The organism is Puia sp. (assembly GCF_036500295.1).
GTDB lineage: Bacteria > Bacteroidota > Bacteroidia > Chitinophagales > Chitinophagaceae > Puia.
In genome coordinates, this window is sequence record NZ_DASYCH010000082.1 from 97838 (window position 1) to 111152 (window position 13315).

The 13315-nt window shown below is 50.6% G+C and carries 9 protein-coding genes and 1 tRNA gene; 4 read left to right on the top strand and 6 right to left on the bottom strand.

Annotated features, from left to right (window positions below; all coding sequences use genetic code 11):
* Positions 1–72 precede the first annotated feature (72 nt).
* The 3 genes from recR to VGM48_RS16225 form a co-directional block, all read right to left on the bottom strand.
* Positions 73–702 (bottom strand): recombination mediator RecR, encoded by a 630-nt coding sequence (gene recR, locus VGM48_RS16215; protein WP_331580967.1) that lies wholly within the window; start codon positions 700–702, stop codon positions 73–75.
* A gap of 43 nt (positions 703–745) precedes the next feature.
* Positions 746–2188: an Ig-like domain-containing domain gene (locus VGM48_RS16220; protein ID WP_331580969.1), complete on the bottom strand. Its 1443-nt coding sequence runs from the start codon at positions 2186–2188 to the stop codon at positions 746–748.
* A gap of 116 nt (positions 2189–2304) precedes the next feature.
* Positions 2305–5466, bottom strand: a complete 3162-nt coding sequence (locus VGM48_RS16225) for an ATP-dependent DNA helicase (RefSeq protein WP_331580971.1) — start codon at positions 5464–5466, stop codon at positions 2305–2307.
* Between the two features lie 220 nt (positions 5467–5686).
* On the opposite strand from VGM48_RS16225, the gene VGM48_RS16230 reads away from it, so the two are divergent.
* From VGM48_RS16230 to VGM48_RS16240, 3 genes are all read left to right on the top strand, one after another.
* The gene (locus VGM48_RS16230; protein ID WP_331580973.1) at positions 5687–7048 is read left to right on the top strand and encodes a sigma-54 dependent transcriptional regulator; all 1362 of its coding nucleotides are present in this window, start codon (positions 5687–5689) and stop codon (positions 7046–7048) included.
* A 34-nt stretch (positions 7049–7082) separates the two neighbouring features.
* The gene (locus VGM48_RS16235; protein ID WP_331580975.1) at positions 7083–9431 is read left to right on the top strand and encodes a PAS domain S-box protein; all 2349 of its coding nucleotides are present in this window, start codon (positions 7083–7085) and stop codon (positions 9429–9431) included.
* 144 nt (positions 9432–9575) lie between these two features.
* The gene (locus tag VGM48_RS16240; RefSeq protein WP_331580977.1) at positions 9576–9980 is read left to right on the top strand and encodes a response regulator; all 405 of its coding nucleotides are present in this window, start codon (positions 9576–9578) and stop codon (positions 9978–9980) included.
* Positions 9981–10090: 110 nt separating this feature from the next.
* Here VGM48_RS16240 and VGM48_RS16245 read toward each other — a convergent pair whose 3' ends face one another.
* Positions 10091–10741: a hypothetical protein gene (locus tag VGM48_RS16245; RefSeq protein ID WP_331580979.1), complete on the bottom strand. Its 651-nt coding sequence runs from the start codon at positions 10739–10741 to the stop codon at positions 10091–10093.
* Between the two features lie 94 nt (positions 10742–10835).
* Positions 10836–11303, bottom strand: a complete 468-nt coding sequence (locus VGM48_RS16250) for a VOC family protein (RefSeq protein ID WP_331580981.1) — start codon at positions 11301–11303, stop codon at positions 10836–10838.
* A gap of 152 nt (positions 11304–11455) precedes the next feature.
* Here VGM48_RS16250 and VGM48_RS16255 point away from each other — a divergent pair.
* A tRNA-Arg gene (locus tag VGM48_RS16255) sits at positions 11456–11527 on the top strand.
* 80 nt (positions 11528–11607) lie between these two features.
* Here the strand turns inward: VGM48_RS16255 and VGM48_RS16260 are convergent.
* Positions 11608–12654 (bottom strand): hypothetical protein, encoded by a 1047-nt coding sequence (locus VGM48_RS16260; RefSeq protein ID WP_331580983.1) that lies wholly within the window; start codon positions 12652–12654, stop codon positions 11608–11610.
* Positions 12655–13315 lie beyond the last annotated feature (661 nt).

The following is a 13315-nucleotide window of genomic DNA, read 5'->3' on the forward strand; positions in this document are numbered from 1 at the left end:
ATATCCGTATCCACAATGTCGGCTATCCGACGGGCAACGGAATCCAAGCCCTTGCACCCCGGCTGCGGCCCATCATCCCCCGCTGCCCCCCGCCCGGTAGCTCTCGACCGGCAGGCGATTGGTAATGCTTCGGGCCAGCGTCATCTCATCCGCATATTCCAACTCCCCGCCAAAGGCAATTCCCCGGGCGATGGTCGTGATCCGCACATTGGCATCCTGTAGCTTCTTTTGGATATAGTAGATCGTCGTATCCCCCTGGATGGTGGGATTCAGGGCGAAGATAAGCTCCTGTGTATGTTCCTTGCGGACCCGCGATACCAGCGTCTCGATATTCAGCTGGTCCGGGCCGATGCCGTCCAGCGGCGAGATACTCCCGCCAAGGACATGATAGATCCCATTGTATTGTTGTGTGCTTTCAATGGCGATCACTTCCCGCAGGCTTTCCACCACACAGATCAGCTCCTGTTTTCGCATCGAATTGGCACAGATGGAGCAGATATCGGCATCCGACACGTTATGGCAACGCTGGCAGAATTTGATCTCGTTGCGCATCCGGATCAGGGTCTCGCCAAAACCCTGCACGTTACTGCTGTCCGACTTGAGCAGATGCAGTACCAGCCGCAGGGCCGTCTTTTTTCCGATGCCCGGCAGCTTCGCAAATTCGTTGACCGCCTGCTCCAGTAAAGAAGAAGAAAATTGCATCCTGTAAAGATACGACAAGGCTGCCATTCATTCGCAGCCCCGGTTACAGGGGGACATCCCAGTCATTGTCCCAGTTGGGCTTGACATTCAATTTTTTCCGGATGGTGATCACCTTTTCGGGCTGCTTTTTGTTCTTTCCGAAGAAGACCCCGTGATCCCAGATCATATTGCCGTTCGTATCATACAGGATACGCAGTTCATACTCACCGGGCGAGAAGAGAAGCTGCCGCACTTCCTTCCGCCTGTTGAAAGGCAGGGTGTATTTGATCTTGTCTCCCGAAACGAACTGCAGCACCGGGTGCTTCGACATATCAAGACTGGGAACCCGGATGCGGATCTCTCCATAGTCGATATCCTTCTTGGTCTTGAAGCTGATCGAATCATCCTTTAACAGCTTCCGGCCGCTGGAATCCTGACCAAAGGTCCTGGGCAGGATAAGATGATATTTGGTGTCGGTCGGCCAGACATAGAACAGGGTGACGATCTTATTGGTGGAGTCGCGGGCATAGTGATATTTCCGGATGTCGATATCATGATAACCCTCGTCCGTAAACCGCAGCTGGGTCGAGTCGAAAACCTTCAAACCCGAAGAGAAGCTAAGCCGGAACGTATCGAGCACATCGAATTCGTTGTTGGGAGTATTGACCGTAACCTGCAACCTCCGGTCGCTTTCCTTCCGGGTACTCTTTGGTGCTGAAGGCGGCTTTGTCGTTCCGCCCGTTGTGGTCTTTTTGACCGAATCAAGACCTTCTACATAGGCGTAAAGCGCCTCGGGCGGCGTGTGGGCGCCGACAGTGACGGGAGAATCGGCAAAAGCAAACAGCTGAGCCTTCGAAAGATATTTATGGCTTCCGCCTTCATCTTTCAGGGCATAGAGTGCATAGGTTCCCGGTTTGACATACTGGAAATGGAACCTGCCGACACTGTCGCATCGGGCAATATAGCGGGGCCGGTTCTTGACAACGGCCGAATCATCGAATTTATCATGTAGTACGGCCACTAACGTGCTATCCGGCTTGCCGGTGTTGGCAACCACCACGCTGCCGCTGAAGTCCCCCCGGTCGATCGTGTTACCCGTGGAAAATACATAAGTAAAGTTGCGGAGGATATTCCCTTCGTTTACGTCTTTGATGCCCCTTCCAAAGTACAGCGCATAGGTAGTGCTGTCCTGTAACGTATCCTTGATGCGCACGGTAACCGTCCGCAGCTTTGCGTCGACGATCGGGTCGATCTTGGGCACCGGTGAGAACAGCAACTCGGTGCGGATATCCTTTCCGTCGATATATTCGTCAAAACTGAAGATGATCTTTTTTCCGGTGAAATTTTTTGTGGAATCCTTTGGAATGGCGGAGATCAGGCGGGGCGGGATCGTATCCTTCGGGCCACCCAGCGGCGCGACGATATTGGCGCATCCCATGGGGCCGATGATACAGATGATAAACAGGGAGAACAACAGGAGAAAACAAAGCCCGGTCTTGATCTTCATTTTGCAAACATAATGCGTTTAGCCTCAACAAAATGTTATTTTAGGCACCCGCCAGGCGCCCCTTAGTTCCGGGCCGGGCGCCATTCAGAGCCGGGCCGGGCAAGGCTCGGCCGGCCTCAGGCCTCCTCCTCCGTTTCTTCACCAACCTCATGGAGCGCGACGGCTAGATTATTGGTTTTTACGAAATTACACCAATGGCAGTCCGGTTTGCCACACCCGGTATAAAACTCCCGGTTCTGGATCTTCTGCCAGGTTTGCAGGATCTGTTGCGTGACGGTAGTGATATCTTCCTCCATGATGAGGATCTTGACCTTCCGGTACTCCTTTTTCTTGTCGGGCTCTACAAAATCGAATTCCGTACTGACGACCTTCCAGTCCTTTTGCTCATAGCTATCGACCAGGATCTTATAGAAAACAGCCTGCCGCCAGTAGTCGCCCCCGTCCGGATTCTTGCCGCTGGGAGGTTTCAGCTTGTCCAGGGCCTTATCTACATCGCCGGTCTTATAATCGACCACATTCACTTCCTTACCCTGGAATTCCAGTTTGTCCAACTTCCCCTTTAACGGCACTCCCCGGACGACCACATTGCGGATATTTCTTTCCACTGCGACGATCCTGTTCCACAACAGCAGATATTTGTCGTAATAGTTGGCCAGCACTTCAAGGCCATATTCCATTCGCCGGGCAAAGGCTTCTTTTGTAAAGATCTCCCGGTGACGGCGCATATACCATTCAAAATCCGCCAGCATCTCCTTTTTCTCGGGGAACTGTTCGGCGGCGTGCAGCCGCATTTTCTCGAAAAGCCGTTGCAAGGCATAATGCACGGCACTGCCGAATTCGGTTGCCTCGTTCTTCGGCGAGGGAATGCGGACGAGGTTGCGGTAATAAAACTCCAGCGGGCACTTGAGGTAATTGTTCAGTGCCGTAACATTCATCACAAACTTCTCCAGCATCCGGCCGATAAAATCTTCTTCCGCTGCCTGGATCTCCGGGGCGATGGCGTCGCTGAAGGGCAATGTGTCGAACATCGCCTGGTCTTCCGCGGAGATGGTCACCTTGTCAAAAGCCAGGGCCTGACTTTCTAATATTTCGGCAAGAAAAACGGAAGGTTCCAGCTCTTTTCCATCATCCCGGTATCGGGGATAGGAAATGGTCAGGTGCTGCTCCACCCTCGTCAGCGCCACATAAAAAAGCCGCCGCAACTCTTCGTCCCCGCTGGATTCCGAAGCGGTGGTGGAAGCAAACAGCGTATCCGGATATTTGTAGCCGCCACCCGGCCGCCGTTTCTTTTCCCAGGTAGACGCATTGACCCCGGCGAAGAATACATATTCGAATTCCAGGCCTTTGGAGCCATGCGCCGTAAGCAGATTCACGGCCTTGTCACTGCCCGAAACCCGGATCAGCGGCAGGGGAAGCTCGTTATCCTTCATCAGATCGATCATCTGGATCAGCTGCTCGAGGTTGAGATCGGCGTTCCTTCTGGTCTCTTCTTTGATAAAATCGAACAAGGCCGTCAGCACCTGCATCTGACCGATCTTGTCCGGGGCGGCCAGCACCGTGCTGAGGATGCCGGTATCGCGGATGCAGTGTTCGAACAGTTGCTGCAGGGTAACGTTCGACACTTCTCCGATCAGCTTTTCCAGCACCTTGCTTGCCTTCTTCAGTCCTTCGGGTAATCCCGGATCAAAGAGGTCACGGGCGGGACGGGCGGCTTTTTCGGCCAGCAGCCGGCGGATAGAGGTCCGCTGGTCACCAAATTGCCTGTCTGCCACTTCGACGGATAGCTTGGCTATCTCGATGGGGGCGATCCCCCAGAAATAGAAATGCAAGATCTCGAAAAGCATCTCATCGCCACCGTAAGGGGCGTCATGTTCTGCCGCCAGGTAGCGAAGCAACAGCAGGATCTGCCGGGCCAGCGGGATGGTGAACAGGTCGACACTGCGTTTGCTGTATACCGGGATATTCTTCAGCTGGAGGAATCGCGCCAGTTCCTCGCCATATTTGTTCTCTTTATAAATGATCGCGATGCGCCCGGGCGTGACGCCTTCGGCCAGCAGCCGCTCGACCTGCAGCGTGATACCCGTCATCTCCTGCCGGGGACTGAGGTATTCCAGCAGTCTTGCGGGGTAATGGAGTCTGGCGGTGTGCGGATGGCTGGCCACCAGCTGCTTGGAAAGGCCGGGCAGTTGCCGGACAAGGCGCTCCTCGTTGCGCTCGATAAGCGCCCTTGAAATATCCAGTATCGGCTGGGTGGACCTATAATTATTGGTCAGGACCACGGTCAGGAGATCCTTTTGATACTGATGGGCGAAGTCCAGCATGTTCTCCACGTTGGCTCCCTGGAAGCGATAAATGCTCTGGTCGTCGTCCCCGACCACAAAGACGTTGGGCTGTTCCCAATAAGTGATCAGCAGGCTGACGAGCTTGTTTTGCGTTCCGCTGGTGTCCTGGTATTCGTCGACAAGAATATATTGGTAACGTTCCTGGTAGGACGAAAGCAAGGCCTTATTCCCTTCAAAAACTCCGATCACCCAGTTGATCATGTCGTCGAAGTCATACCGGTTATGCTTTCGCATCAATTCCTGGAAGCGGTCGAATTCGTTTACCGCTGCGTGCAGCTTGTTCATCCGTTCTCTCTCTTCTTCGACCTTATCGGTGCGGAGATCGCCCTTCTTAAACTCCTTGGTAGCCCGCTTGGCGATATATTCTTCGCGGCCAGGCAGGCTGGCCAGGTATTCATCGATCTTCCCGTTGATAAATGCAGGGGTCCAGCCTTCCCTTTTCATGGTCGAGAAAAGACTCTTCAGATTGCCCATCTCGTAATAGACATCCCCGCGATAGCGTTTTAACGGATGATTCTTGGGGAACCCGTCGATCAGTTCCTTGAACAGCTGGATCCGTTCCAGGTCGGAAATGGCGTCCAGCGCCGTTTTTTCAAAAAGGGGCAGGTTCTCCTGGATAATATCGTTACAAAAGGAATGGAAAGTGTGGATGTGGACCTTATAGGCATCCGGCCCGATAAAGGATAACAGCCGCCGGCGCATGGCAATGGTGCCGGCATCCGTGTAGGTGAGACAGAGGATATTCCCCGGGACCACGTCCATTTCGAGCAGGATCTTACCGATGCGTGCCGCCAGGATCTGGGTCTTACCCGTTCCCGGACCGGCAATGACCATAACCGGGCCCTCCGTGGTGTCCACGGCCAGGCGCTGCTGTTCATTCAATTTTTGGTATTCTTCATCAAAATGCTGACGAAGCTTTTCCCGGTTTAGCGACATGGTTCAAAGATAAGTGATCAGCTTTGGCTGCTGCCGCATGTGCGCAAAATGCGAAAATATTGCACAGGGCGGCCAGGCTACAAGCTAAGAGTTTGTACTTAATGTGCGTTTCCAAATGTCTTTATTCGTTGAAAAGAATGAGAATGGATTGGAAAATGTCTTAATATGGGAATAAATTCGCCATTTCAACGTTAGATTCTTATCCTAAGTAAAACGCAGCATGAAAAACCATCATTCCTTTAAGGTCTTTATTGTTGAAGACGATGTCTGGTACGGCTCAATGCTCCAGCATTATCTTTCCCTCAACCCCGAGTATGAGGTAAAACGATTCGAATCCCCCCGCGACTTTTTTGCACAACTACATGAAAACCCGGATGTTGTAACGCTCGACTATTCCCTTCCCGATTGTGATGGCGCCGAAGTGCTGAAGAAGATAAAAGAACATAACCCGGATATCCGGGTCATTGTTATATCGGGACAGGAGGATGTGGCAACCGCCATCAACCTGTTGAAAAATGGAGCATTCGATTACATTGTAAAAGATGATGACACAAAAGATCGCCTATGGAATAGTATTTTACACTTACGTGAAATTAGTAATTTAAAGCAGGAAGTCGAGACGCTAAAGAGCCAGGTAGGCCGCAAGTATGACTTCTCGCAGATGATCATCGGCAAGAGCGAGCAGATCGAAAAAGTCTTCTCCATGATCGAGAAGGCCGCAAAAACGAATATCACCGTATCCGTCACCGGCGAAACAGGTTCTGGTAAAGAGATGATTGCCAAGGCAATACATTATAATTCGGATCGCCACAAGCTGCCCTTTGTAGCCGTCAACGTAGCCGCCATTCCAAAGGATCTCATCGAGAGCGAACTCTTTGGACATGAGAAAGGCGCCTTCACCGGCGCGGTTACCCGGCGGATCGGAAAGTTCGAGGAGGCCGACAAGGGCACTCTGTTTCTGGATGAGATCGGGGAACTGGATATCAACCTTCAGGCGAAGCTCCTCCGCGTGTTGCAGGAAAAGGAGATCACCCGTATCGGCAGCAACGCCGTCACCAAGATCGATGCCCGTATCGTCGTGGCTACCCATAAAAACTTGCTGGAAGAGGTAAAAAATAAGAACTTCCGGGAAGATCTTTATTACCGGTTGATCGGTCTGCCGATCACTCTGCCACCCCTTCGCGAACGGGGAAACGACATCCTCATCCTCGCGAAGCACTTTATCGATGGGTTCTGCAAGGAGAACAAGATGGAAAAAAGGACCCTTTCGCCCGAGGCGCAGTCAAAACTGCTGACCTACCCCTTCCCGGGTAATGTCCGCGAACTGAAGTCGGTGGTCGAACTGGCGGTCGTGATGGCGGACGAAGAGCTGATCCAGGGCGAACATATCACACTGAACACTTCGGCGAGCATCGCCGATCTGTTGAATAAGGAAATGACGCTGAAGGAATTTGAGATCCAGATATTGCAGCATTATCTGGATAAGTATGACAAGGATGTTCTGCTTGTGGCAAAAAAGCTGGACGTTGGCAAGTCCACGCTTTACCGCATGATCCAGAACGGTGAGCTGAAGATGAAATGACCTGTCGCCACCGCAAAAAGAAAACCTCCTATGCATGCCCCTGCAAAGCCAATTTTTTGAGAGTGTCCTAAGCCTTGTTCCTGCCGAGATTATCGTCGCGGATCCCGAATACCGGTTCCTCTACGTCAACGCCAGCGCCATTCCGGATCAACAACTCCGGGAATGGATGATCGGCAGGACGAATGAGGAGTTTTGCCAGTATTCAGGGCGTCCCGTTGCGATGGCGCGTGCAAGACGGATGGTCTTCGAAAAGGCGCGGCGCACCCGCAGGGTCGTTGAATGGGCCGAGTCGGCCATGGACAGCGAGGGGGTGGTACAGCATTTTCAGCACAAAGTATTTCCGGTGTTCGACGAGTCGGGAAACCTGCAACAGGTCATCATCTATGCGGTCAGGATCACCGAGACAAAGGAATTTGAAGAAAAGGTAAGGGTCAGCGAAAAGCGATATCGCGATCTCTTCAATCATAGCCAGGCGCTTATCTGTACACACGACCTGGATGGAAAATTGCTCTCCGTCAATCCGGCCATCCGGAAGGTCCTCGGTTATGAGGAGGCCGAGATGCTGGATCGCTGTATCCAGGAGTTTGTCCCCGAAAAACATCGCCAGAAGTTTGAAGAGGAATATCTTCATGCGATCCGCGCATCGGTGAATGTCGTGAGTGGGGAGTTTTGCGTGCTTAGTAAGTCGGGGGTCGAGATCTATCTGTTATATAAGAACGTCCGCATGGAGGAGCCGGGTTCCGAGCCCTATGTTATCGGATTTTCCCAGGATATCACCGATCGGATCAACATGGAGCGCGAACTGCGGATCACCAAAAAGATGACCGATGATATCGCCCGGGCAAAGGAGTCGTTCCTGGCGCATATGAGTCATGAGATCCGCACCCCGATGAACGGTATTCTCGGGATCGCCAGCCTGCTCAACAAGACCCGCCTGGACCCGCAGCAACGAAATTATCTTCAGCTGATACAAGAGTCTGCAAACAACCTATTAGTAATCGTAAACGACATTCTCGACCTGGAGAAGATTGTGGCAGGTAAATTGCAGCTCGAACGGATTCCGTTTAAGATCGTGGATAAAATAGCCACGACGATCCAATCCTTTATTTACCGGGCAGAAGAAAAAGAGCTGGGGTTGATCTTCCAGAATTCGATCCCCGGGGACCTGGTGGTGGAAGGTGACCCTTACCGGCTGAGTCAGGTGCTTAATAATCTATTAAGCAATGCCCTGAAATTCACCAATGAAGGACATATCAACATCTCCACGGGCATCCGGGAGCACAACGAGGAGCAGGTGGTCGTGGAGATCACCATCCAGGATACGGGGATAGGGATCGGCAAGGAGCAATTGCGAACCATATTTGAGCCCTTCGAGCAGGCGGACGCGACGATCTCCCGGAAATACGGGGGTACCGGCCTTGGCCTGACCATCAGTAAGAACATGGTCGAAATGCAATATGGCGAGCTGCTGGTACATAGTGAAGAGGGCAAGGGATCGGCCTTTACAATACGCGTCCCCTATCATTTAAGTGTTGAAGCTATGCAGGATAATGAAATTAGTCAGGAAATAGATTACAAAAGCCTTGGACATCGGAAGGTGTTGGTTGCGGAGGATGTGGAACTGAATCAGTATTTAGCCCGGCATATTCTCGAATCCTGGGATTTTGAGGTGGTGATCGTGAACAATGGCCGGGAGGCCCTGGAAGCATTGGAGAAAAGCACCTTCGACTGTATTCTCATGGATGTACAGATGCCGGAGATGGATGGCATCGAGGCCACCCAGCGGGTCCGGAAGCTTCCTGACCCGGTAATTGCGAATATTCCGATCATCGCCCTCACGGCAAATGCCCTGAAAGGCGATAGCGAAAAATATCTGGCCGCCGGAATGACGGATTATCTGGCAAAGCCTTTCGACGAGGCGAGGTTGTTCCGGGTAATTTCCCGAAATTTGACCCGCCTTCAGGACCCTGTCGGGTCTCCTGCGTCGGTTGCCCCTGCCTTCACACATAACACTAACAATAGCAATATGACACCTGGGAATACCAGATTATATGACCTCTCTATGGTGCAATCCGTCTCGGGTGGCGATGAGAACTTTATCAAAAAGATGGTGGCTCTTTTTATCGAAACGGTGCCTCAGAACATGCAGGATCTGAAGAATGCCCTGCAGGCAGAGAATTGGGAGCAGGTGGGCAAGACGGCGCACAAGCTCAAGTCGACCATCGACTCGATGGGCATCAAATCCATCCGGCAGGAGATCCGGACGGTGGAAGGAAATGCCCGGGAGAAAGTGGGCCTGCAAGAGGTAGCTCCCCTCGTTGCCACGATCGACTCCGTCATTAAAGAATGCATCGGCCAGCTGCAGGCGGAGGTTATGAAATGATTCCCATCCACAGGCCTGTTTTCCCAAACTGAGAGAGAATTTCAAGCCGAGACTGGATATTGCTTTTGACAATCAATCCATTATCCCCAAATCTTTTCTGGCACCATTTTCCGTTGATTTAGATTGCACTACAGCATACTAATCATGGAATTTAACCATCAACCCGTCATCTTTGTCGTTGAGGATAACGTCATCTATCAAGGCCTTATCGCCAAGGAGTTAGAGTCCCTCAGCAACAACATACACTTCTACACCAATGGAGAATCCTGCATCTCCGATCTGGAAAAGCGCCCTTCCGTCATCGTCCTGGACTATAACCTGGACGGCAAAATGAATGGTCTGGATACCCTTCAGCGCGTGCGGGACTTCGATCCCAATGTGTATGTGATCCTGTTCTCAAGTCAGAAAGGACTGAATACTAAGGAAGTTTTCCTGCAATATGGCAGTTTTGATTTCCTGGAAAAAAACAGCCTTGCGCTTCGCACGCTCCGCCACATGGTGGATTGTGTGACCTCGACCTCGACCGGGACTAAGCCCGTCGAAAACTAAACGGGATGCCGGCTTTCCCGGGTAACGCATAGCTTTGTGCCATGGCTCCGGCATCGGATTCAATGTATTTCCCACACCAGACCTGGTCTGGTTTTTTTTTGCCCATCCGATTAACCGGGAATCCGTGAAATATACTTCTCGATTTGCTTTATCTGGTCTACGATCTGCGGGGTCGTAGGTTTCAGCGCCTTGGCCTTGCGGAAGAAATCTTTGGCGGCGCGAAACTCGCGTTTGGTCATCATGATGGAGCAAAGCTGGAGGAACGCCGCGGCCTGATTTTCTTTGTCGGGGAGACCCTTGCGGATAGCCTGGCGGATATAACTTTCACCCTGTCTGATATCGTTTTTCTGCATCGCGAGCATCCCCATCTGCAGGAGGCTGGCGCCTTCGGCCTCTTTCATGGGCATGCCCAGGTCGAGTCCTTTCTTCATGTTCTTCTCGGCGCCGTCGAAGTCCTGCTTCATCATCGCGATATTACCCTTCAGGGTATAGTAGACGGAGCGGATGGGTTTATAAAGCAGATTGGGAAAACGCACCGAAGCGAGCACCTTCTCGGCAGCATCCATATCGCCCGACTCCATATGTTCCTGGATCAGCCGAAGCGGCCCGAAGAAGAAATACCCGAACAGCAGGATCAGCGCGATGAAGTAGGGGAGAAAGGCAGGCCAGAAGCCGGCATAGACATTCGCCGCGACGCCAATGACAATAAATGCGATGGCTAGCTGGAGGCGATATTTGATGACAACATTGTAAAATTTCATAGACCGTGCGTTTGCCCGGGAGATTTCCTGTTCTGGCAAGCGCCGTCGCAAGCTGGTCCGGGGTGTGCAAAGATAGGGCTATGGCGGGAATTACCTACATCTTGTCGTCGTTTACCTCCAGCCAATACCCATCCGGGTCCTGAAGGTAGATCTGCTGCACCTTGTCGGGACGAAGCTGCGGCGTCTTGTTCTTTTGCGACCAGTCGCCGTATTTCACGCTCATCGCGTCAAGATGTTTGGTAAAAGCCGCCATGGAAGGGACGCTGAAGGCGAGATGGATATTGATATCGTGGGCGATGTCTTCTTTGGCCCCGGAGACCACATGCAGCTGTCCATGGCCGCCGAGACTGAACCATACATGCTTGCCGTCATGGAACGGCTCGGAGATCCGCTTCAGTTCCATTACTTTTTCATAAAAATTCGCGGCCCTGTTGAGGTCCGTTACAAAGATGGTCTGATGGCTGAATTTCGGGCCCTGGGAATGGGCGCTCATCGCCAGCAGCATCGACGCGGCGAGGACGGTCAAACACCGGCGTAAGTCTGGCAGGATCAATCGATTCATGGTTGTCCGTTTGATTAAGGAGGGTAAAGTAAGTAATTCCCGGTAGCTAAAAAAAAATGCCTTATTTTTGCGACCCTTAGTTGCGTTCCGGATCGCCCGCACCGCCCGACTTTGTTCGCCGTTTGCGCCCTCCGGTCCACCGCTGCCAGGCTGGTCCCGTAGTTCAATGGATAGAATAGAAGTTTCCTAAACTTTTGATACAGGTTCGATTCCTGTCGGGACTACACTCACCGGAGAACCTGCCAATTTGTCCGGGTTCTCCGGTTTCTTTTTGCCTGAAACCCGCGTCCAGCCTGTATATCAGCTACCGCTTTCTTATCAATTTCACCGCGGAGCTTTTTTTCATATCTCCCTCGAATCCTATCTCGTGACGCTCGGAGCCATCTTCAATAATTAGCAAGCCGGAATTCGGTGGAATGGAACCGAGGTTCTCTGCATATATGACCAATTGCAGAGAATCACCCAAACCGGACGGTATTTTTATGACTTTTCGATATGCTTGTTCGGTAAGGCCCTGTTTTGGAATAATCACTTCACCATTCAACAACACACTTACTGTGTCTCCATCAACAATACCATTATCATATAAAACCAGTGTAAGGCTGTCGGATTTGAAATCAATAGTGCGAATAACTTCTGTTTTCCGTAACGCAACTTCTGCTGCGGCCCCAATAATTTTTTGATTATAAGGTTCATTTTTTCCCTTCTCAAAATCTACCTGTTGTTGGACTTTAACGGCTGTCAAATCTTTCACCGGATCCTCGGCCACCGAAGTTGCTCCTTTTTCGGATACTGCTACTACCGGGTTTTCTTTTACAATTGGTTTAGGATTCAAAAACGCAAGGTTATTTGACAATTTCAAACTGTCGAGTTTATTGATCAGCCTTGTCTGAGCCCGCCTATTTTGCTTTTGAACCGTGATGGTTCCCGTAGACAGATCTTCTTCGCCCGCCCGCAGGTCTCGCGTTCGTGTGTGGAAAGGTCCGCTCAAAACCATTATGGTATCAACCATCTTAATGGACAATTCACAAAATGTTTTGATGCTGCGGGACCGGGTCGTAAAATTATTGTAGATCAGTTTATCATCCGAAATAGTAAAAATACTATCCTTTCGGATCAGGGTAATTTTCTTAACGGCGACTTTTTCGGCACCTTTAAACATGAAGGTAATCATCGAATAACCGGTCATATCCTGGTTGATTGCCAGTTCAAATGGCATTTGTATTTGGGAGGTGGCGATCGTTCCTACCCAAATTCCCGAAAGATCCTGGGAAAAGAGTTGCAATGGCAGTAAAAACAGCACAAGAATCGCCTTCATCGTAGTGGTGGAATTGGTTTCTTTGATTCTCAACGCCAAATCAATTTATTAATTGTTTGGCGCGGCAGGCTTGGTCGTTTGGAGCAGAGGCTCCGCATTCCATTCTGTTTTTGTAAGATACTTTCACTATTCCGCCAAAGACTTTGGCCGGTTGCAGACCGATTTTGTGAATTGCCATTCAAAACTACCCAATACCCGGTCGTACTAACGCCGGCTTACAGGATATTATGTAAGGTCGGCTTATTCTGCTATTTGGAGCAAGATCAAGGGCTTAATTTTTTAACCTTTGACGCAGTTTATTTTACAGTCTCGTTTGCGTTTTTATAAATTCAAATTTTTCTTCGAGGCTTTCTTTCAACCTATCTGCCATAAAATCCAACATTGGACTAATATCGTCATCCGAAAGTTCAAAACACTTCAAATACTCATTTGTATTAACTTCTTTTATGAAAATAGGAGGATTATAATAATGAGTTCATTCATGGCATAGATAAAAAAATCCTTCTAAACGTAAGGAATTTTGCATTTATCTGATTAATGTATTGATAACTACAGAATTATAGACTTCATTTCATCGAATTGTGCTAATTGTCTGGTTCCAGCTACACGTTAGGTCAAAGTCTCTGCAGACTATCGTAAATTTGATAACAGACACTATTAACAAGTAAATCAATTCATCATGGTCAAGAAATAT